Annotated in this window: 17 protein-coding genes; 8 read left to right on the top strand and 9 right to left on the bottom strand. The window is 38.2% G+C overall.

What is annotated here, in order from left to right; all coding sequences use genetic code 11:
* The first annotated feature begins 48 nt into the window (after positions 1-48).
* On the top strand, positions 49-2,415 hold the full coding sequence (locus C3K47_RS16825) for an efflux RND transporter permease subunit (protein ID WP_103790333.1): 2,367 nt from the start codon (positions 49-51) through the stop codon (positions 2,413-2,415).
* A 4-nt stretch (positions 2,416-2,419) separates the two neighbouring features.
* Here C3K47_RS16825 and C3K47_RS16820 read toward each other — a convergent pair whose 3' ends face one another.
* Entirely contained in the window at positions 2,420-2,740 is a 321-nt protein-coding gene (locus tag C3K47_RS16820) for a helix-turn-helix domain-containing protein (RefSeq protein WP_014681542.1), read from the bottom strand.
* Positions 2,741-3,148: 408 nt separating this feature from the next.
* Here C3K47_RS16820 and ileS point away from each other — a divergent pair, with 408 nt between their 5' ends.
* The 7 genes from ileS to uvrC all read left to right on the top strand — a co-directional run bounded on the left by ileS (position 3,149) and on the right by uvrC (position 12,707).
* A complete protein-coding gene (ileS, locus tag C3K47_RS16815; protein ID WP_103790332.1) occupies positions 3,149-6,523 on the top strand; it encodes an isoleucine--tRNA ligase in 3,375 nt (1,124 codons plus the stop codon).
* A gap of 21 nt (positions 6,524-6,544) precedes the next feature.
* Positions 6,545-6,943, top strand: a complete 399-nt coding sequence (locus C3K47_RS16810) for a TraR/DksA family transcriptional regulator (RefSeq protein ID WP_103790331.1) — start codon at positions 6,545-6,547, stop codon at positions 6,941-6,943.
* 34 nt (positions 6,944-6,977) lie between these two features.
* Positions 6,978-7,589: a lipoprotein signal peptidase gene (locus C3K47_RS16805; protein ID WP_103790330.1), complete on the top strand. Its 612-nt coding sequence runs from the start codon at positions 6,978-6,980 to the stop codon at positions 7,587-7,589.
* A gap of 173 nt (positions 7,590-7,762) precedes the next feature.
* The gene (locus C3K47_RS16800; RefSeq protein WP_103790329.1) at positions 7,763-8,938 is read left to right on the top strand and encodes a S1 family peptidase; all 1,176 of its coding nucleotides are present in this window, start codon (positions 7,763-7,765) and stop codon (positions 8,936-8,938) included.
* Positions 8,939-8,998: 60 nt separating this feature from the next.
* A complete protein-coding gene (locus tag C3K47_RS16795) occupies positions 8,999-9,715 on the top strand; it encodes an SIMPL domain-containing protein (RefSeq protein WP_103790328.1) in 717 nt (238 codons plus the stop codon).
* Positions 9,716-9,827: 112 nt separating this feature from the next.
* Entirely contained in the window at positions 9,828-10,880 is a 1,053-nt protein-coding gene (locus tag C3K47_RS16790) for a hypothetical protein (protein ID WP_103790327.1), read from the top strand.
* A 9-nt stretch (positions 10,881-10,889) separates the two neighbouring features.
* On the top strand, positions 10,890-12,707 hold the full coding sequence (uvrC, locus tag C3K47_RS16785; protein WP_103790326.1) for an excinuclease ABC subunit UvrC: 1,818 nt from the start codon (positions 10,890-10,892) through the stop codon (positions 12,705-12,707).
* A gap of 56 nt (positions 12,708-12,763) precedes the next feature.
* Here uvrC and porN read toward each other — a convergent pair whose 3' ends face one another.
* The 8 genes from porN to C3K47_RS16745 form a co-directional block, all read right to left on the bottom strand.
* Positions 12,764-13,813, bottom strand: coding sequence for a type IX secretion system ring subunit PorN/GldN (gene porN, locus C3K47_RS16780; RefSeq protein WP_103790325.1), 1,050 nt, complete (start codon positions 13,811-13,813; stop codon positions 12,764-12,766).
* Positions 13,814-13,820: 7 nt separating this feature from the next.
* A complete protein-coding gene (gene porM / locus C3K47_RS16775) occupies positions 13,821-15,353 on the bottom strand; it encodes a type IX secretion system motor protein PorM/GldM (protein WP_103790324.1) in 1,533 nt (510 codons plus the stop codon).
* A 62-nt stretch (positions 15,354-15,415) separates the two neighbouring features.
* Positions 15,416-16,207, bottom strand: a complete 792-nt coding sequence (gene porL, locus C3K47_RS16770) for a type IX secretion system motor protein PorL/GldL (RefSeq protein WP_103790323.1) — start codon at positions 16,205-16,207, stop codon at positions 15,416-15,418.
* Between the two features lie 44 nt (positions 16,208-16,251).
* Entirely contained in the window at positions 16,252-17,523 is a 1,272-nt protein-coding gene (gene porK, locus C3K47_RS16765; RefSeq protein ID WP_103790322.1) for a T9SS ring complex lipoprotein PorK/GldK, read from the bottom strand.
* Positions 17,524-17,757: 234 nt separating this feature from the next.
* Positions 17,758-18,516, bottom strand: coding sequence for a uroporphyrinogen-III synthase (locus C3K47_RS16760; protein ID WP_103790321.1), 759 nt, complete (start codon positions 18,514-18,516; stop codon positions 17,758-17,760).
* Between the two features lie 29 nt (positions 18,517-18,545).
* Complete coding sequence (locus tag C3K47_RS16755; RefSeq protein ID WP_133159407.1) at positions 18,546-19,496, bottom strand: DUF4271 domain-containing protein; 951 nt, start codon at positions 19,494-19,496, stop codon at positions 18,546-18,548.
* 84 nt (positions 19,497-19,580) lie between these two features.
* Positions 19,581-20,483 (bottom strand): PorP/SprF family type IX secretion system membrane protein, encoded by a 903-nt coding sequence (locus C3K47_RS16750; RefSeq protein WP_103790319.1) that lies wholly within the window; start codon positions 20,481-20,483, stop codon positions 19,581-19,583.
* Between the two features lie 29 nt (positions 20,484-20,512).
* Positions 20,513-22,438: MBG domain-containing protein (locus tag C3K47_RS16745; RefSeq protein WP_133159406.1), on the bottom strand; the 1,926-nt coding region annotated here is incomplete at its 5' end.

The following is a 22,438-nucleotide window of genomic DNA, read 5'->3' as shown; positions in this document are numbered from 1 at the left end:
TGCAAATCAAAGTAAATACGTACTTTCGCGACACTTATTTTTTTAACCATGTGGACCTTTATTTCGAACTTTGTACTTAAGAATCGATATATCCTGATCATTTCAATTTTATGCGTAACCGCGTTTATGGCTTATCATAGTAAGAATTTGCAACTGGCTTACGCTGGCAGTAAAGTTCTTCCGTTGGATGATCCTTCTTATGTGGAGTACAATAAATTTAAGGAGAAGTTTGGCGAAGACGGGGCCGTATTGGTTATAGGGGCGAACGACAAAAACATTTGGCAGAAAGACACTTTTAACGACTGGTCGAAGTTAAGTAATGAAATAAAAGCTATAAAAGGGATTCAGGAAGTACTTTCTATTGGCCGCGTTTTCGAATTAAAAAAGGATACTGCAGAAAAGAAATTTGTACTGGAAGCTGTTGTTAAAAATCAGGCAACATCTCAAGCCGAAGTTGACTCCTTAAAACAACGAATTGAAGGCTTAAAATTTTATGATGGGCTTTTATTCAACACCAGTAATGGTGCCACCTTAATGGCCATCACTTTTGATAAGCAAATCTTAAATTCAAAATATCGCGGAAAAATTGTTAATCAAATCAATCAACTGGCCGAAACATTTTCGCAAAAGCATAAGATCGAACTTCATTATTCGGGTTTGCCCTGGGTAAGAAGTAAACTTTCGGATAAAATTGCCAAAGAGTTTGTTTTATTCCTCTTCTTGGCGCTTATTGCCACAGGTGTAGTTTTAGCCATGTTTTTCCGCCAATTTCATGCGGTGTTTTTCCCATTACTTGTGGTTATCAATGGAGTGGTTTGGGCCTTGGGGGTAATTGCATTATTCAATTATCAAATTTCCTTATTGTTGGGAATTGTTCCTGCGCTGATCGTTATTATTGGTATTCCCAATAGTGTACTCCTTTTAAATAAATATCATAACGAGTTTAAAAAGACCGGCGACAAAATGCACTCCCTGAAAATTGCTGTTCAAAAAATTGGCCCTACGGCTTTGCTTGCGAACGTTTCTGCAGCCATCGGATTTGGAGTATTTTCATTTACCAATAGTGCTATTTTAACCGAGTTTGGCCATGTGGCTGCTATCAATATCATTGCAACTTATATTTGTTCAATGATATTGGTTCCTATCATTTTCAGTTTTCTTCCGGCTCCATCAATCAAGCATACCCGTCATTTGGAAGCAAAGCGCATTACCGCTTTTCTAACGAAAATCGATTATTTAGTTTTTCATCACCGTAAAGCAATTTATATCACTTCGGCAGTTATTGTTGCAATTGCCTTATTTGGCGTAACTAAAATGCGCGCAAATGGTTTTGTGGTCGATGATTTACCAAAAAATGACCCTATCTATAAGGATTTGAAGTTTTTTGAAAAGAACTTCGATGGAATTCTTCCGTTGGAGGTTAGCATTGATACCAAAAAGAAAAACGGGGTGATGAATGCTTCGTTCATTCATCGGATTGATAAGTTCCAGAATATGGTGTCATCCTATCCGGAAATTTCAAGGGCCCTGTCATTAGACGAGGTGTTGAAAATGGCCACCCAGGGTTTTTACAATGGAAATCCCGCTCAATATCGCTTACCAAATTCAATGGAACAAGCATTCATTCTTTCCTACGCGGGTAAATCAAGTGGAAAAGGATCAGGATCGATGTTAAAAGCCTTCTTGAATAAAGACAAAAGTGAGACCCGTATAAGTTTCCAAATGGCCGATATCGGCTCTGAAAAAATGAATTTACTTTTAAAAGAACTTGAGGTCAAAACCGATTCTATCTTTCCTAAAGACAAGTTCGATGTGGTGTTTACGGGATCTAGCCGGATATTTGTAAAAGGAACAGATTACCTGGTTCAAAACTTAAAGGAAAGTTTGTTACTAGCTATAGGATTAATTTCAATCATCATTTTTGTCCTGTTCCGCTCCTTGCGAATGAACGGCATTGCCTTAATTCCCAACATTATTTCCCTGATCTTTACAGCTGGAATTATGGGCTATGCAGGAATTAATTTAAAACCTTCAACTATTTTAATTTTTAGTGTGGCCTTTGGCTTGGCCAATGACCAAACGATATACTTTTTAACCAAATATCGCCAGGAGCTAGAAAATCCAGACAATAGTATTTCAAAAGCAATCGCTTTAGCCTTGAGTGAAACAGGGGTAAGTATGATCTATGCAGCAGGGATTTTATTCTTTGGATTTGGAATTTTTGCAGCCTCAAATTTTCAGGGAACCATGTGGTTGGGCATTTTGGTATCAATTACCTTATTGGTTGCTTTATTATCGAACCTGATTTTGGTTCCTGCGCTGCTTTTAAGCTTAGAGCAGCGCATTAACCGCAAAAAAGTTAACCGTCCATTAATTCAAATGAACCTGGATCTAACAGAAAACGCGAACGATTAATAGTCTAACTTTTCTCAAGCAGTGAAATAACTTTTTTCTGTAGTTCAATAATTTCAGCTTCTCTAAGGGCCAGTTTGTCTTTTAGTTGCTGCAACTCGCTATTGTATTTTTTCTGTTCCTCCTGATTATGATAAGTAATTAGTTCAACAGCAGAAAGGCCGAATAACTGTGCTATCTGATCCAATCTTGAAAAGTTGATGTCGGTAAATCCACTCTCAATTTTTGAAAAAGCCGGCGCGGTAATTCCCAGCTTAGTTGCAACCTGTTCCTGTGACCAGTTCCTCGACTGTCGGAGCGATTTAATATTTTTACCTATTGAGTTCATTTAGGCAGAATTAGAGCGTTAACAAGTTAGTTTTTAGATAATACTTAAGAAACAAAATTATTGGTTGATACTGTTATAGTTATTGATATTAAATGGGTATATCTGCGCGTTCGTAAAAACCTAATATTAAGTTAATTAATTTCCAGCTAAAAAAATAATGCCAATAAAATAAAAGTTAATTGTATACTAAGTTAACAAATAGTTATAACTAAAGGTTTATCAAACTTCGTAAGTTTAATGTCTATCAGTACTTTACCTAAGAAAACGTGTCAACTATTCAGGAGTATGTATATGAATAAAGATTAGTTTTCATTTAAAACGTTGCCTTAAAAGAAAATCAAAAATTTGGTGTAAAAACTTTAACTTTGCGTCCAATTTTAAACACACATCAGATTAGTTTTTAAGGCTTTGAAATACAGAGAATATAAACAGTTAGACTTATCAGCAATTGGCAACGAAGTATTATCATTTTGGGAAGACCAAAAGATCTTTGAAAAGAGTGTAAGCTCCCGTCCTGCTTCAAAACCCTATAACTTTTATGAAGGCCCGCCTTCTGCTAACGGAATGCCTGGTATTCACCACGTAATGGCCCGGGCAATTAAAGATATTTTCTGTAGATATAAAACACTTAAAGGGTTTCAGGTTAAACGCAAGGCCGGTTGGGACACCCATGGTTTACCAATTGAGCTTGCTGTTGAAAAAGCTTTAGGCATTACCAAAGAAGATATTGGTAAAAAGATCTCTGTTGATGATTACAATCATGCCTGCCGTAAGGAGGTGATGAAATATACTGATATATGGAATGACCTGACCGTAAAAATGGGTTATTGGGTTGATATTGAAAATCCATATATCACTTACGAAAACGACTATATTGAAACGCTTTGGTACCTACTAAGCGAATTATATAAAAAAGGATTGTTATACAAAGGTTATACGATCCAGCCTTTCTCTCCTGCTGCAGGAACCGGATTAAGTTCGCATGAGCTTAACCAGCCGGGAACTTACAAAATGGTAAAAGACACTACCATTGTTGCCCAATTTAAAGTAACCAACGAAGGTGTTAAAAAACTGGAAAGCTATAGCAGCAGTTCAACCTTAAATACCCAAAACTGTTTCTTCCTGGCATGGACAACCACTCCTTGGACCTTACCTTCAAATACCGCTTTGGCAGTTGGTAAAAACATTGAGTATGTAATTGTAAATACTTTTAACCAATACACATTTGAACCTGTAACGGTTGTATTAGCCAAAGACCTTTTCAGAAAGTATTTCTCAGAAAAGAATGAGAATTTGCCAATGGAGAGTTATAACGCAGGTGACAAAGCAATTCCTTATCAGATTATTGGTTCTGTTAAAGGCAGTGATCTAGATGGAATCCGTTACGAGCAGCTTTTGCCTTTTGTTCAGCCTGATAACGGCGATGCTTTCAGGGTAATTGTTGGCGACTTTGTTACTACTGAAGATGGTACAGGTATTGTTCACATTGCGCCTTCATTTGGTGCTGATGACTTTCGTGTTGCCAAGCAAAACGGAATTGGTTCATTAACCTTAGTTGATCGCCAAGGTCGATTTATAGAGACAGCTGGTGAATTTGCTGGCCGGTACGTTAAAGAAGAATACTATTCTGATGCTGAACGCGCGACGGAAGATTTCAAGCCTACCGATGTTCTTATTGCCATCAAATTAAAAGAAGAAAACCGTGCATTTAAAGTTGAAAAATACGAGCACAGTTATCCTCATTGCTGGCGTACTGATAAACCGGTTTTATATTATCCTTTAGACTCATGGTTCATAAAAACCACCGCGTTGAAAGACCGTATGGTTGAATTGAACAAAACCATTAACTGGAAACCGGAATCGACCGGAACGGGTCGTTTTGGTAACTGGCTGGAAAATTTAGTTGACTGGAACCTTTCACGCTCTCGTTATTGGGGAACTCCACTTCCTATCTGGAGAAGTGCTGATGCAGAAGAAGAAGTATGTGTTGGCGCTGTGGCTGATCTTCAAAAACACCTGGAAGAAGCAGTTGCTTCCGGTTTATTATCTGCTGAAGAAACTCAAGCTAACATAACTTATCTCGAGAAAATCAAAACGAATGGTCACGACTTGCACCGTCCGTATGTTGATGACATTGTTTTCGTTCAAAACAGCAAAAAGCTTTATCGCGAGTCTGATTTAATCGACGTTTGGTTTGACTCAGGGGCGATGCCTTATGCTCAATGGCATTATCCGTTTGAAAACAAAGAAATATTTGATTTAAGTTACCCAGCTGATTTTATTGCCGAAGGTGTTGACCAAACCCGTGGATGGTTCTTTACCTTGCATGCAATCGCTGTTATGTTGTTTGACTCGGTAGCGTTCAAAAATGTTGTGTCAAACGGCTTAGTGTTAGATAAAAATGGCAACAAAATGTCTAAACGTTTAGGCAATGCTGTTGATCCATTTGAAACCATTAGTAAATACAGTGCCGATGCTACACGTTGGTACATGATCTCTAACGCTTCTCCTTGGGATAACTTAAAATTCAATATTGAAGGCTTAGATGAGGTGCGCCGTAAATTCTTCGGAACACTTTACAACACCTATTCATTCTTTACGCTTTACGCAAATATTGATGGGTTTAAGTACAATGAGGCAGAAGTACCTTTAGCTGAGCGTCCTGAAATTGATCGTTGGATCATCTCCTTACTTAATTCATTAATAAAAGAGGTGGATGAATGTTATGCGGATTATGAACCTACCAAAGCTGCCCGTGCTATTCAATCGTTTGTTGATGAGCACTTGAGTAACTGGTATGTTCGTTTATGCCGTCGTCGCTTCTGGAAAGGTGATTACACACAGGATAAAGTTTCAGCCTATCAAACCCTGTACAGATGTTTAGAGACCATTGCACAGTTAATGTCTCCAATTGCGCCGTTTTATAGCGAGCGCTTGTTTACTGATCTTAACGCGGTAAGCGGTCGTCATAAAGTTGAATCAGTGCATTTGTCGGATTTTCCTGTTGTAAACGAATCGGAAGTAGATAAAGAACTCGAAGAACGTATGGCAATGGCCCAGGATATTTCTTCAATGGTGCTTTCACTTCGGAAGAAAGTTGACATTAAAGTTCGCCAACCGCTTAACAAGATTTTACTGCCGGTGCTTGATAGCGAGTTTCAGGCTAAAGTGGAGAAAGTAAAAGACTTAATTCTGTCTGAAACAAATATTAAGGAAATACAGTATATACATGATACAGCAGGGATCCTGGTAAAAAAGATCAAGCCTAACTTTAAAACCTTAGGGCCAAAAGTTGGTAAGATGATGAAAGAAGTGAGCCAGGCTGTAAGTAATTTCTCACAAGAAGATATTACAGCAATGGAGCAGGAAGGCTTCTTTACCCTACACTTAAATGGCGAAGCACTTAAGCTTGAAGTGTCGGATGTGGAAATTTTATCTGAGGATATTCCTGGTTGGCTGGTAACGAATATGGGCAAACTTACCGTTGCTCTGGATGTTACTATTACAGATGATTTGAAACAGGAAGGTATTGCGCGTGAGTTAATTAACAGAATTCAAAATCTGAGAAAAGATAAAGGATTTGAAGTTACTGATAAGATCAGTGTTAAATTAGAATCACATGACCTTGTTGATTCAGCGGTCAAGAACTTCCTTCCCTACATTAGCGCTGAGATTTTAGGCACTAATTTTGATTTGACAGAGGCAGGTTTTAATACCACTGCAGATACAATAGAAATTGAAGAAACAAATCTTAAAATAGAGATAGAGCGCATTTTAACTTAAACAACAGGAAACGAAAACATCATGGATAATAACGGGACCCAGGTGACTGAAAAAACCAGATATTCAGACATTGAACTTCAGGAGTTTAAAGACCTTATTCTGGATAAACTTAATAAAGCCAAAGCAGAACTGCATATTTTGGTTACAAGCTTAAGTAATCCTAACGAAAATGGAACGGACGATACTGCAGGTACATTCAAAGCGTTAGAAGACGGATCGGCAACATTAGAAAAAGAACACGTGAATCAACTGGCTGCTCGTCAGAAAAAATTCATTGAAAATCTTGAAGCTGCCTTGGTACGCATTGAAAACAAAACTTATGGTATTTGCCGCGAAACGGGTAAGCTTATTCCAAAAGAACGCTTACGCGCTGTTCCGCATACTACTTTAAGCATGGAAGCGAAATTAAAGCAATCATAACCCTTAAGGTGATTTATTGAATAAATAATATACTTTGAAAAAATCAATTAAAGCAATCCTTATCATCGTTTTGGTGGTATTGGCTGATCAAGTATTAAAAACCTGGATCAAGAACAATATGTACATTGGTCAGGAGTTCAATATTATCGGCAACTGGTTTATTATTCATTTTACCGAAAATAACGGCATGGCCTTCGGGATGGAATTTGCCGGTGAGTACGGTAAACTGTTTTTAACCCTGTTCAGAATAGCAGCTGTGGCAGGTATTGGATACGGAATTCATTACGTTATTAAACAACGTTATCCGATTGGTTTAGTGATAGCAGCTAGTTTGATATTTGCCGGAGCGTTGGGGAATATAATCGACAGTGTACTTTATGGTGTTATTTACAGCTACGCACCATTATTTCACGGTCGTGTTGTTGATATGTTCTATTTCCCAATTTTTCAGGGACATTTACCTGAAGCTTTTCCTATTTGGGGCGGACAAGAATTTGTGTTTTTCCGTCCGGTATTTAACGTTGCCGATGCAGCTATTTCAACAGGTGTCGCCATGATTCTTGTCTTCCAGAAAAGATATTTCAGGGTGATGGAAAAGCCTCCTATTGAAGAAGATGACACACAATCGGAAGTAGTTGAAGCTTAAATTTTAACAGCAATCATACAAAAACGGGAATAATTGATTTTATTCCCGTTTTTTCATTAAATGCTTCTGCCTTTTTAAAAACATTTTTCCTGCTTTATATTATTTTCTTCAAATTCGAACCACATTAACTAATACGTATATCTATTTATTATTCCGAATAATCACCATTTAAAATGAATAACGAGCCTTTGAACAATGAACAGTTTAGCAATTCGGCACCAAATGAAACTTCTAAAAAGAAATGGCTATTGCCTGTAATAGGCATTGCCGGACTTATTTTAATCCTTTTATTCTTTAAAGCAGGTGATTTAAAAAGATTCTGGGCCAGACCAACAACCGATAGCCTTAAATGCGGTTTAAGCCAAACCACAATTTATGAGAAATACAAAAACAGCGTTGTTTTAGTAGCCAACAGTTATGTTTATGAAGTAAGCATTAAAGGTGCTGAACCTATTTTATTTACGGTAAATAGCGATGGAGGTTTAGAGCCGTATGACGAATACACTAATTCCCCAATTACCATTACAGGAACCGGATTTTTTGTAAGCAAAGACGGCCGGCTTATTACCAACAGGCACGTTGCTTCCCCCTGGACCGTTAACGCAGCCAACGACTATACAGCTATCAAATCAACAATCAGCTATATGTTATCTGACGATATTGAGCCCGCTAAAATAGCCGGATATATAAAAACTCATTGGGGAGATGCTATAGGCGAAGGAAATGAGGATGATTGGGAAGTCGTTGAGAGCAGTGCTGATTCATCAGTTGCCAAAGCAGATTCAACGGCTTCTGATTTAACCATAAATATTCCTGAACAAAAAAACCATAACCCTCTCGACACTAATCAGATAAGCATAAAGGGCAAAATTGTTCGACTGGGAATTGCTATGCATAACAACAAGGTTAAAAAAATTGAAGATTTTATTCCTTGTGAGTTCATCACCCAATCTGATGATCCTGATGTTGATGTGGCTATTTTACAAACCATTAGCCATAACCTGCCATCAAAAGTGAAACACATTATTGATTTATCCTCTGCCGTAAACGATGATTCGGAAATTAAGCCTGGAACCAAAGCCGTAATGATCGGTTACCCGATGGGGCTCCAACTTGCCGGAACAGTTAAAGGTATTAAAGTACAGGTGTACCAGGGAGAGATCAATAAGGAGTCGGACGGATTGGCTATTCAATATAACATCACTTCAACACATGGCGCCAGCGGCTCCCCGGTGTTTGATGATTGCGGAAGGCTAATTGCAGTGAACTTTGCCGGATATGATCAGGCGCAGGGCTTTAACTTTGGTGTAGTGGCTAAACATGCTTTGGCCCTTTACGAGAGTGAATAATTTTTTAAATTCATTTATGGATTTAACGATCCAGTAGCATCTAAATTAAAAATGATAATTATGAAGAGATTAATTGCAAGTATCGCCCTCATTGCAGCCGGTTTTAGTACCATGGCTCAAACTGCCGTTGTAAATCCAGTTAAAAAAATTGAAGTTACAGGTACTGCTGAAATGGAAATAGTGCCTGATATAATCTATTTAAATATAGCTTTAAAAGAATATTACAAGGACAACAACAATAAGAATAAAGTTGCTATTGAAGCTGTAGAAAAACAATTACAGCAAGCCGTAATTGATGCCGGCGTTCCGAAAGAAAACTTTATGCTGGATAATGTTTATGGCTACAATTACGATTGGAACATACGCGATAAAAAACGCGATCCTAACTTTTTGGCTCGTAAACAATATCGTCTGAAACTTACCAAATTGGATAAGGTGAATGACATCCTCTCGGCAGTTGACCCCAAAGGAATTGAAAGCGTTAACGTGGCTGAATACACGCATAGTAAAATTGACGACTTTAAAAAAGAGTTAAAAATTAAGGCTATGAAAGACGCTAAAGAAAAGGCTGCTTACCTGGTAACAGCCATTGGCGAACAATTGGGTGGTGTTTTGGAGATCTATGATAACGAATCACAACCTGTATATTACCCGCGTCCGATGATGGCTATGTACAAATCGGCAGACGCAATGGGAGCCGCAGAAGCAATGCCTGAGATTGATTTTAAATCGATTAAATTGAAATCCGATGTCAGACTGATCTTCTCTATCAAATAATTTTAACTTTGCCATTTGAAAGGACTTAAGTTGTAGATTTAATCTCAACTTAAGTCCTTTTTTCTGTTTATAAAAACTCGATTAAAGTATACTAAAAAGCTAAATTAGTGCTATGAGTTTAAATAATGAGCCCAGGCATAATGTACCTTCTAAAAAGAAGCTATTCTACCCTATCCAAACCGGATTGCGTGAATATCTGATAAAGCATGGCCGTGAGATAAAACTGCCTATTCATTACTCAGATATGCTTCGGTTTAACCTGGATGTTCCGCTTATTGATAAAAGCGGAAAGGATACACTTTGGAAAACCGTTTATTATGATGAAAGCAATATGCGGGAACTTTTTCCGGCCTTAACTTATATTTATGCATTGCTAACTACCGATGGCGACAAGGCCTTAATGAATAATCTTTCGGTTGCCCGTATTGATTTTTGTGCCTTTGGAAATTCACAACCATTCAGGGTGAGAATCATTAACCGTCTAAACGACAACTACGATCACTTTTATGTAAAAAAAGCCGATGCCTCGCGTGTTTATGGACTGGAGCTGGAACATATTCTTTCGCCAAATCGGATTACTTATGTAACAGACAAGGATACCTTAATTGAGGAGCATATTATTGGTCTTCCAGGAGACGTATTCATTGATCATCACCTCGATGATGTACCATTTAATCAAATACGTATATGTAAGGAATTTGTAAAGTTTAATGAACGATGTTTTGTGCGTCTTTTAGGCGATATGCGCTCCTATAATTTTGTAATGGACATATCCCCCGACATAGAAGGATTACAGTATCGTATACGCGCTATTGACTTCGATCAGCAATCCTACGAAGGACGTAAGAGTTTCTATTTGCCACATTATTTTAAAGAGAATAATAAACTGGTATTCATGGGTATGAAACATATGAACCATAAAACCATGTCTCAATACCAGGAGGAAGAACGTACATTAATGTCAAACCGTATTAAATCTTCACCCCGGAGGGTCAATGAATTGTTTTCTGTATTGGAAACCGATGAAATATCCACTAAGGCTAAGACGAAAATGCTTGGGAAAGAATTGGCAGCACATCATAACAATGATATTTTCCTGCATTGTAATACCATGGGGCAAGTGGTTATCGAACACATTACCCATTGTCTGGCCAAAAAGCTTTAATTTCGCTTTATGATTCGGGATGAGTTTGACTATAAAAAGCACCTTGCAAAAATACCTCACAAACCTGGCGTTTATCAGTATTTCGACAGTGAAGAAAAGCTTATCTATGTAGGAAAAGCCAAAGATCTGCGTAACCGGGTTTCTTCGTATTTCGTGAACGATAGAATGGTGAATGCTAAAACAAGGGTTTTAGTTGGGAAGATCCGTGACATCAAATTCACCATCGTTGACACGGAGATTGAAGCCTTACTGCTCGAAAACAACCTGATCAAAGAGCATAAACCTCGCTACAACGTTTTGTTGAAAGACGACAAAACCTATCCTTCTATCGTAATAAAAAATGAACCTTTTCCCCGTGTATACGGTACACGTCAAATCATTAGGGATGGTTCTAAATATTATGGGCCTTACGGTTCAGTTGGAATGATGCGTACAATGCTCGAAATGATCAAAAGCTTGTACCCGCTTCGTAATTGTAATTTAGCCCTAACGGATTCTAATATTAAGGCGGGTAAATTCAGGGTCTGCCTCGAATATCAAATTGGAAATTGCAAGGGCCCATGTGAGGGCTTACAAAGCTTAAATGATTATAGCTCGAACATTGACGAAATAAAGGATATTTTAAAAGGAAATACTTCTTCGGTTGTAAAGCATTTGAATGAAAAAATTGCTGATGCAGCAGCAAACTTAAATTTTGAACTAGCACAGCTTTTAAAGGATAAACTTGAAACGCTAGAGAACTACCAAAGCAAATCAACTGTCGTAAGTACTATGCTGCACGACATTGATGTAGTTTCCATTGCCTCGGATAATAAATATGCCTTTGTAAATTATCTGAAAATATCAAATGGAAGCATCGTACAAACACAAACCATCGAATTAAAAAAGAAACTCGATGAGACAGAAGAGGAACTGCTGGAACTGGCTATTGCTGAATTCAGAAATCGATTTGAAAGTACCTCAAAAGAAATCGTTGTTCCTTTTAATTTAAATATCGCAGATTCGACTATAAAATTCACAGTTCCTAAAGCAGGCGACAAAAAGAAACTATTGGAGCTTTCTGAGAAGAATGTTCTCTTCTTTAAAAAATCAAAACTTGAGCAATACGAAAAATTAAACCCTGAATTGAGAACAGAAAGGGTTCTGACACAGATGAAGAGTGATCTTCACCTATCGGATTTACCGCGCCATATCGAGTGTTTTGATAACTCTAACTTTCAGGGAAAATATCCAGTGTCGGCAATGGTGGTGTTTAAAGATGGTAAACCGTCAAAAAAAGATTATCGCCACTTTAATGTTCGAACAGTTGAAGGCCCTAACGATTTTGCCACTATGAAAGAAGTTATAGGTCGGAGGTACAGCAGGGTAATTAGTGAAGAGCAACCACTGCCTGATTTAATTATTGTGGATGGCGGAAAAGGTCAACTATCGTCGGCGGTTGAAGTACTTAAAGAACTTAACATATACAACAAAGTACCGATTATCGGTATTGCCAAGCGATTGGAAGAGATTTATTATCCGAATGACCCTGTTCCTCTATATATCGATAAAAAATCGGAAAGTTTAAAAATCATACAACACCTACGCGACGAAGCGCACAGATTTGGTATTACACATCATCGAAAACGTAGAGATAAAGGCACGCTGAATACTGAACTGGAACTAATAGAAGGCATTGGTGAGAAAACAGCCGAAAACCTTTTAAAACACTTTAGATCGGTTAAAAAAATAAAAGCTGCAAGTAAAGAAGAGTTATTGGAGGTGCTGAATCTGAAGCAAGCACTAGCCTTACTCAATTACTTTGGTGCAGAGACAACTATCCAATAAAATTTATACCTCATAAAAAAAGGGTGCTTATTCAGCACCCTTTTTTGTTAAGATTTTTAATATTCCCACAGATCCTGTTCGTAATCCATGAGTTTTTTCTTGATACGATCAGATTCATACAAACGGTCAACACCGCTGGCATAATCTGCGATACGTAAATCATCAGAGTTAGATTCTTTAATGATATAGCTTGTAAATAAGCGTTTAATGAAGAAATCATCAAAGCTTAAATTAGAAGCATCGTTAAAGCGGTTGAACAATTCAGAATTTGCCAAAACAGGGCGTGCTTCAGGATAGTAAACCCAGAAAATTGGCGTAACACCAATGGTATCACCTGAAGTTTTACTGATGTTCAGTTTACAAGGAGCAATTGCTATAATACGAGGTTCGAAAATTGAACGTTGTTTATCGAAAACCCAGTCCTCTTTAACACGGTACTTCACAATCTGATCCGGATTAAAATTTTCCTTTACATAAACAGGATTCATAATGTTAGGATCATTAATGTCTGGTACCAGAATAGTATCAACACGACCTCCAGCCAAAGTAGTTACTTGTTCTAGCGACATTACATCACGAAATGTACTATCACTACCATCATCAGGATTACGGTAAGCTGTTAATTCACCTGCATTAATTGATTTCATTAATACAGTAATTAAACGTGAATTAGGATGGTTCAACGGACGATTCATTTTCTCGCGAACATCAATCTCTCTCCAAACACGCTTTGCAAACATTACATCTGCCTGACGGATATAAGGATAAGGAATTGCTTTAACGTTCACGTTATTCTCTTTCTTGTAAACACCATCTATTACGTCGCCAAACAGAGACCCCGTTGCTGATGGACGCCTTTTGGTGGTGTCAACCGGTTTAGGAGCTGCAGCAGGTGGAGTAGCAGCAGCTAAAGAAGTTGCTGGCTTATTACCCTTTGCATTCGCAACAGTATTCCTTTTGCCCTTTGTAGCTGCTACAGTTTTCTTGCCGGCAGTTGCTGTTGTTTTAGCTTTAGGTTTAGCAGCGGTAGTTTTTTTCTTTACCTGACCTAAAGCCACAGAGCAGCAAACAAGCATTGCTAAGGCGACTAAATAAAATCTCTTCATCTTTTAATTATTGAACAGTTAGCGATACACCAGTAGATAATCTACGTGAGTTACCTTTAGGATCTTTAACAGTAATATCTTCAATCATAATTTTATCTCCAGTAGAGACAGTAGCTAAAGCCGTACGTAAACGTGGGGTTAATGCTGCTCCTGTTACTGGTTCGTAAATTGGGTCCGTACGTTTTTTCATAACGTACATGGTGTAACTACTTACGGTAAACTTCATATCAAAATCGAAGTTTTCAAGCATCGCAAAAACACCTGGTTGAGCTTTAACGGCTGCAGAGCTTACACGACCTGATGACAAACCGGCAAACTTAGGCGTTGGAGGAGGTACTTGTTTAACACGATATTTTTGAGCACCCATACTGGTTATTTTACCGTTGATATCAGCACTTACATTGATAGTTACTTCACCTTGGGTGGTTACTTCGGCAATATATTTACCGTTTGAGCCTCTCAATGAACCTGCACCGTTTAAGCTAGCACGTACTTTGCTGTTTGGAACACCTGCAGCTGAAATGGAAACAGGGTTTTCAACACCAATGTAAAGAACGTTCATTTTATCAGCACTAACGTTTGCTGAAGGAGCAGCTGCTTCATACTTAGCAGTATAAGGGTAATCTTTAGTAGTTCCGTCAGGTTGAGTTACTACAATTTTACCACCCCAAGTATGCTCACCAACTCCAGAAGCGGTAGTACTAAATTTAGCAATACCATCAGCATCAACATTTAACTTGCTTCCTCCTGCATAAACATCAGGTTTCAAAGTTGAACTAGTTGCTGTTAAGAATACCTCTGCAGTATAGGGTTGACCTACTAATACGTAACTTGAAGGAGCAACAGCTACAGCTTTAAGCTTATCAAACTTAACATCAGTAGCATAAATTGAGCTTTGAAGATATTTTAAGATCTCTACTTCAGAGTTCTTAACATCACCTTCTAGTTTCGACAAAATAGTTACTGCAGCTGTAACAGGAACCATGCTGAATTGAGCTTCTTCCCATTTTTTACCTTTAGGATCTTCAGCTTTCAAGTTAATAGTAACTCTTTCTTTATCTGCAGGATCAACCAAGGCCAATAATTTTTCACGAGCTTCAGTAATTTTAGCTTTTAATTCAGGTCCTTTTGCTTGTGAAGGGTTTTGCTCATTTAACATTAAATGGCTTGGAATATCCAAATCATCATTACGTTGGATATCTCCGGTTTCAGGATTATAGCCTTCAGCATCAGCAATCATTTGATCTTTAACCCCTTTGATGTAGGCGTTCAATTCATTACTGATCTTTACAGCTTCCTTAGCTTTATCGAACCATTTTTGTGTTTTACCAGGGTCCGTTTCCATACTTTTCTGGAAAGCTTCCATTGTTTTATTTACTGTAAGATCCAGGTTAGTTGTTGATTCATCTAAACCATCTCTTACTGTCTTGAATGCGTTTAATACTTCCGCACTTACGTTCAACGCCAACATTGCAGTGAGCACCAGATACATCAGGTTGATCATCTGCTGGCGTGCCGACTGTTTACCACTTCCGGCCATAGTCTAATCTTAAGGTTTTGATCTAATTAATAAAACAGTTAATCAAATAAAGTACAAGAAGCTTATGCTCTTTGAACGTTCATTGCTGATAGCATATTACCATACACCGAGTTAAGCGAAGTAAGGTTTTTAGCCAATTTAGCAACTTCTTCTCTGTATACCTTAGAGTAGTTAAGTGTTTCGTTGAAACCTTGCATAGTTTCATTGATATTAGCGTAGTATTTACCCATAGATTTAAGGTGGTTGTTAGACTCCTGTAATTCCATTTCGTATACTGCGTTTAAGGCTGCAAGATTTTTAACCATTAAATTGATTTGCTCATTGTAAGCTTTTGTATCAACGTTTGAACCTGCCATTTCAACCAATGATTGAGATGCTTTTTGGTAAGAAACTACCAATTGGTTAACTGATTCAGTTCCACGTTTCAAGCTATCAGATAAAGCTGAAGTATCAATTGAAACATTAGCGATGTTAGAAATTGCAGATACTTTATCGCCAAATGTTTTTAAGCCTGTGCCTAAGTTGTTAACCATTTCAGGAGTAATGTTAGCTTCAGCAAGCATTTTGTCTAAAGCGTTAGTGCTACCACCTGCAACAGCGTTACGAGTGTAGGAGTTAGCAGGAACCGGCTCGTTCTCAGGTAATAATTCAGGGTAAACTCTTGACCAATCTGGGTCGTCATATTGTTTTTGGAACGCCATGGCAACGAAAATGATGGCCTCACAACCCATACCCACCATCAGCATTTCTCTAGCACCTGGTAAGTGAAGGATTTTGAATAATGCACCCAAGATTACTGGTGCCGCGAATAACGATGCGAAAAAGTTAAGATTAAACTTGAATTTACCTTTCATAATAATGTGATCAGTTTAGTTGTAATTGTTTATTTATTTCTTGGTTAGTTTTTAGTTCCTAATTGTTTACCCATGTGCTGCGCTACACAACGGAAACCGATGTATGATTTTGCACTATCCAGATATTCATAGGTGCGTGTACCGTTTTGAAGGAAAAATCCAATATCTTTCCAAGACCCGCCTCTTACTACTTTACGGCGTTGCGATAATGAAGACGCATCAGTTTCCTGAGTAGTATATGTAGGGTTCATATCATGCACAAAGGTGTATGACGACTCATCGTAAGTTGAGCTAGTCCACTCAGAAACGTTACCGGCCATGTTATATAAACCATAATCGTTAGGGAAATATGATTTAACACTTACAGTATAGAAACCACCATCATCGGTATAGTTACCGCGTCCTGGTTTAAAGTTGGCTAACAAACATCCTCTACTGTTACGAATGTAAGGACCGCCCCAAGGGTAATCAGAACCTATCCGGCCACCACGAGCAGCATATTCAAACTGAGCTTCGGTAGGAAGTCCCATAGCACCACGACGAGGTTTCTTATTTTTATCTCTGTATGAATTATTAAATTCAGTTCTCCATGCACTGAAAGCATTGGCTTGTTTCCAGTTTACACCTACAACAGGATACTCATCAAATGCAGGATGTGAGAAATATTGCTCAACCATTGGTTCATTTTGAGCATAGCTAAAATCAGCTAACCATACTAAGGTATCTGGATAGATAGCAACTTTTTCGCGTTTAATAAATGAAGAACGGGCTTTTTTACGGTTTTGAGCTAAAGCTGCTGCTCTTAAATCGAACCAGGTATACTGATAGATGAATTTTGATACATCAAAGTCATTTCTACCTATAATTTTATCATCTCCCTGATAGTACATTCCTTTCAATTGCTCAGCATTCGGATTTTTCTTAGCTGAATAATTGATCTTTTGTTTAGGGTTAATGTACTCCGAGCCATCTTCACCTTTGACAACAAAATTACCACCCATTGTTTTTGCGGCAATTGAATCTCTCACCCAAAGAACAAATTGGCGGTATTCGTTATTAGTAATTTCAGTTTCATCCATGTAAAATGGAGCAATCGTAACCTGACGGTTTTGAGCCGTACGGGATGCTGTAACGTCTTGATCAGCCTGCCCCATAATAAAGGTACCTGCAGGGATATAAACCATTCCGTAAGGAACATCTTGTTTGTAGGGTTTACGGCCTTGAACACCTACCAACTCACCTTTAGCCCCAGAAGATCCACACCCACTAAGGGAGAAGAGAAGAACCGAAGTACAAAGCAGCCAGAAATATTTCATAAAATTTAAGTTGTGTAAAGGTTTGGCAAATAAGTAATAGTAAATTTAGTTATAATGATTTTTCCTATGAAAAAATTATTCCTTAATCAATTTAAACGATATATAAATTTAATTGTTACGCAACATACAAAAATTATTGACAAAAAAAATCGTTAAAACATTAGAAAGAAAACTTTCTTACAGTTTCAACGATTCCTCAAAAATAGTAGAAATTTAACTCTTATTTAATTTTTTTTACTTGTTCGCGGATTTAATATATTCTTCGATTGCCATTGTCATTGAGGGAGATTGCGGGGTTGGCGCCTGAACGTCAAGGAATAACCCTGCTTCCAATACAGCTTTATGTGTAGTTGATCCAAAAGCCGCAATTCGAGTATTATTCTGCTCAAAATCGGGAAAATTCTGATACAAAGATTTGATCCCAGATGGGCTAAAAAATGCAATCATATCGTATTTTACCTCTGCCAGATCAGATAGATCACTGCATACTGTACGATACATTACCGCCTCTGTAATATTGTATCCCGCTTCGCGCATTTTCGATGGGATTTCTTCCTTGCTTACATCCGAACAAGGGAAAAGATACTTTTCGGCATTATGTTTCTTAAACTGCTCCATCAAATCAGCAGTTGTTTGTTTACCGAAAAAGATCTTACGCTTACGGTACTGAATGTACTTTTGTAAATACAGTGCTGTAGACTCTGTATTACAGAAATACTTCATTTCTGCGGGAACTTCATAACGCATTTCTTCACACAAACGAAAATACTGATCAATACCATGACGACTGGTAAAGATGATTGCCGTATAATCGGGAAGGTTTATTTTACCTTTCCTAAATTCTTTTGCCGAAATCCCTTCCACATGAATAAACGGCCTGAAATCTAGCTTTAAATTATATTTTTTAGCTAGTTCCGTGTACGGATTCTTGTCGCTCTCTGGCTTAGGCTGCGTGATTAAAATACTTTTAACCTTAATTTTCCTCTCTGTCATGATGTTAAACCCCTTACTTCAGCTGAATTCTATTTCAAAAGTACTTTATATAATATAACTAACGGACAAATTTCAAAGGCGCAAAGATAGACAATAAAATAAAATTTCGAAAATTGAAAATTTGACGAAATGAAGATTGCACCTCTTATATATTGATATGCAAGACTTAGTATCAATATGGCACTGAACACCATAAACAGGTGATTTCCAAATTGAGCTGGACCCAAAGCGTAAAGTATCAATAACGGAATAAGAACTAACGTGCAGGCTCCAAATGATATGTAAATAATTGATATGTAATTATTCACCATATGCTTAATGGAAAAGAGTGCACCAGCCAATCGCAGTAAAATAGTTTTCAGCAAAAAGAAAACAATCACCATTAATGAAACAATGAAATAGACCCCTATTCCTACCACTCCTAATAATTCATCTATATGAAATACTACTTTAAGTAAATACCCAAAAGTAAAACCTATAAGTAAAGAAATAAAAATAAAAGACTCGGAGTTTAGCAGGTTGTTATCCCTTACCAACTGATTTAATATTCGATTATTAATAAATCCCTGCGCCATCATACTGATATCGCGATTGAAGAAATAACTAATAACTACGAATAACAAGAAAAGAGCAAATAGGATATAAATATTCTGCGGATCCTTAAACTTGCGTTCTACCGGATCAGCATATACTACATTTGAATACTTTGGCATTTTTACCTTAAGCGCAAGTGCATTCATAAACGGTGTATTAAACGCTACCACAAATGAATCGAGTGATGTATTCTGCTTGCTTTTATCAATCAGAACTGGCACTCTGCGAATGTTCACCAAAGCCACACTATCTTTGAAAGCAATCGAATCGTTTCGATGATAATAATGATGTGGAGTAACGACTTTAAGTGAATCTTGCGCTTTTAACGCATACACACTCATTATAAGCCCAACAAATATGCCTATGAACCTAAGGATTGCTCTCAAAACTTCTTAATACTTTGGGGACAAAGCTACCGGATTTCAATCTATTTTTAAAACACCATATTGGTTTCTCTGTCAAATCGATTCCTAATGCTTAAACAACGCTATTTTTAGATTTAACGAAAGATTTCCATCTGTGTAAGATTTTAGAGCCTTGGTTTCTGAAGTATAGAAGGCTAATACCTTCACTCTTGACAAAACGTCAACTCCCAAACCTACAGTAAAGCTTTGAGTGGAATGATAGATAGCCTGAATATTTGCCAGGTTATTCGCGCATTTGAAATCAAGTCCAAAATCCCACAAATCTTCATTGCCTTTTACAGTTGTATAACAAACTTTAGGCTCAATACTATTTACTTCTTCACCCAAGCCAATTTTATAGGAGGCTGATGTATAAAAAGTCGCCCTGTTCACTGAACCATATTCGTCTTTGATGAGATAGCTCCTCATTGTGGGAACAGCAGCCTGAATACTTAAACCCTTCCCGGTATAGGCCAATCCAAAATCGCCATCCATGTATGCTCCGCGTGAATTATAATTGGTCAATGAAGGATCATTCTGGTCACCGTCAACGTCTTCGATTGGCAAACTATTATTTTCAACTGCTGCTGAAATACCAAAGTGCAAGGTTTGTCCATCGGCACCAACTGGTAAATGATAAGCATATGACAAAGCAACCCTTGTTTGATTAAGCAACCCTGCTTTCTGATTCATTACATTTAAACCAAGCCCCACTCTTTTCCCTACTAAATAATCTGCACTTATCAGGGACACAACAGGCGCACCAATAAAGTCATCATACTGTCTATTATATGACAAGTTAATATTCAGACTTGAGTCTGCCCCAGCTAAAGCAGCGTTAGAAAGGTATTGATTTAAAAATACCTGTGCTGGAATCGATGCCCGCTGAGCTTGGGCTGTAGTAACACAGCCCAAAATCAACGTGATGATTCCTAACTTTAAAAACCTTATGATTATAGTGTTCTTCATCTTCTTAATTAAAATATTGTTCCCCAAAACTAGTCGCGAACGATAGTAATATAGCCTTTAAACAATTTTGCACCGTTTCCAAAATCAATGATGTAGTAGTATGTTCCTTCTTGCAATGGCTGACCATTCAAAGTTCCATCCCACTCATTCAAATAAGCAGCTTTGGTGTAAACGATTCTTCCTGCCCTATCAAATACCTTTACAAGGTTATTCGGATAGCTCTCGATATTTTTAACTACCCATTTATCATTGTGACCATCAGCATTTGGAGTTATTACATTGGAAGCATTCATCTTGAAATCTTCTACAATCTCAACAGTATAAGATTGCTCTAAATAACAGCCCTGATCATTGTAACCTCTAACTGTATAAGTAGTGGTTTCCATTGGGCGAACTGTTAGTACAACAGCATTTCGTCCCCCTTGAATACCACTTGCTTCCTGCCATTCAAAGCTTACAGCATTTCCTAATGCTTTCAGTTCAACAATGTCTCCTTTTGATACTTTTTGAGGCTGATTACTGCTAATGCTCAACTCAGGGAGAGCATCAATCGTTAATGTTCCATTTATGTAATTGAAGCTGTAGTTAGTTGAAACCCCACCTTGTAGAGATAAAGTATAATTGCCTGCAGGCGACCATGCGTTTGCCGTAGTATTAACTTTAGGTTTTGTTTGCAAACTATTGGCTCCATCACCATTTTTAAATCCATTATAAATCACACTAAATACAGGCAAGCTATTTCCTTGACACACCCGATTGTTTTCTGCCGTTACTGTTAAAACAGCTTTGGTAATAGTCAAATTAGAAGATTGATAACTCATTGAGTAATTATTACCCGCACTTAGTGAACCTTTGTTAATAGCATAAGTTCCAACATTAATTCCAGATGCACGATTTAGACTTCCGGTTAATACATCACCGTTAATCAAACCTACTACCTGGTAAGTCAATGCCGGATCCGCATCGCCATAGACTTTCGATTGAGCATTTGCAGATACAGTTATCGCTTTCTGGGATATGGAAAGGTTCGCAGCGGTATAGGTTAAGCTATAGTTCGAGCTTAAGGCTAAAGTGTTTTTATTGATTGCATACGTTCCAACATTTTCACCTGTTGCACGACCTAATGCACCACTGAAACTGTCGCCTGTTACCAGGGCCGGACTAACCGTATAGGTCAGCGCCGGATCTGTATCGCCATACACTTTCGATTGTGTATTGGCCGTTACCGTTACCGCTTTAGCAGTAATAGCAAGGTTCGCCGGAGTGTAGCTTAAGTTATAGTTTGCGCTTAGCGCTAAGGTATTCTGATTGATGGCATACGAACCCACGTTCTCACCTGCCCCTCTGCTTAAGGCTCCGCTGAAGCTGTCGCCACTTACCAGGGACGGACTAACCGTATATGTCAATACCGGATCCGCATCGCCATACACTTTCGTTTGTGCATTGGCCGTTACCGTTACCGCTTTAGCAGTAATGGCAAGGTTCGCCGGAGTGTAGCTTACGCTATAGTTTGCGCTTAAGGCTAAGGTGTTTTGGTTGATTATATGAGTACCTACGTTTTCACCGGCTACGCGGCTCAAGCTTCCACTGAAGCTGTCACCTGTTATCAAGGAAGGACTAACCGAGTAGGTTAGCGCTGGATCACTATCTCCATATATCTTCGATTGTGGATCGGCTGTTACCGTNCTGAAGGCTACCGACTGGCCGTTGGCCAATGTACTGCCTGCTGCTGGTGCCGAAACATAGCTATAAGCTGCCGGATCGGCTGAGCCGTACACCTTCGCCTGACCTGCATTCGCGGTTACTGTTACGGCAAGCGGCATGATGGCAAAGTTGGCTCCGGTATAACTGATTGTATAGTTGCTATTGGCAAGTGTGCCCTGGCTGATAGCGTAAGAGGTACCTACGTTCTCGCCTGCCGCTCTTGATAAGGCTCCGCTGAAGGCTACCGACTG

This window comes from Solitalea longa, from assembly GCF_002920915.1.
GTDB lineage: Bacteria > Bacteroidota > Bacteroidia > Sphingobacteriales > Sphingobacteriaceae > Solitalea > Solitalea longa.
Note: the sequence above shows the minus strand (reverse complement) of the source record. Positions and strands in the feature narration are given on the sequence as shown.

Coding starts and splice junctions, on each gene's coding strand:
- C3K47_RS16825 (WP_103790333.1), top strand. CDS start 49: ATGTGGACCTTTATTTCGAACTTTGTACTTAAGAATCGATATATCCTG.
- C3K47_RS16760 (WP_103790321.1), bottom strand. CDS start 18,516: ATGACAGAGAGGAAAATTAAGGTTAAAAGTATTTTAATCACGCAGCCT.
- C3K47_RS16810 (WP_103790331.1), top strand. CDS start 6,545: ATGGATAATAACGGGACCCAGGTGACTGAAAAAACCAGATATTCAGAC.
- uvrC (WP_103790326.1), top strand. CDS start 10,890: ATGATTCGGGATGAGTTTGACTATAAAAAGCACCTTGCAAAAATACCT.
- C3K47_RS16790 (WP_103790327.1), top strand. CDS start 9,828: ATGAGTTTAAATAATGAGCCCAGGCATAATGTACCTTCTAAAAAGAAG.
- porK (WP_103790322.1), bottom strand. CDS start 17,523: ATGAAATATTTCTGGCTGCTTTGTACTTCGGTTCTTCTCTTCTCCCTT.
- porL (WP_103790323.1), bottom strand. CDS start 16,207: ATGAAAGGTAAATTCAAGTTTAATCTTAACTTTTTCGCATCGTTATTC.
- C3K47_RS16795 (WP_103790328.1), top strand. CDS start 8,999: ATGAAGAGATTAATTGCAAGTATCGCCCTCATTGCAGCCGGTTTTAGT.
- C3K47_RS16820 (WP_014681542.1), bottom strand. CDS start 2,740: ATGAACTCAATAGGTAAAAATATTAAATCGCTCCGACAGTCGAGGAAC.
- porN (WP_103790325.1), bottom strand. CDS start 13,813: ATGAAGAGATTTTATTTAGTCGCCTTAGCAATGCTTGTTTGCTGCTCT.
- porM (WP_103790324.1), bottom strand. CDS start 15,353: ATGGCCGGAAGTGGTAAACAGTCGGCACGCCAGCAGATGATCAACCTG.
- C3K47_RS16800 (WP_103790329.1), top strand. CDS start 7,763: ATGAATAACGAGCCTTTGAACAATGAACAGTTTAGCAATTCGGCACCA.
- C3K47_RS16750 (WP_103790319.1), bottom strand. CDS start 20,483: ATGAAGAACACTATAATCATAAGGTTTTTAAAGTTAGGAATCATCACG.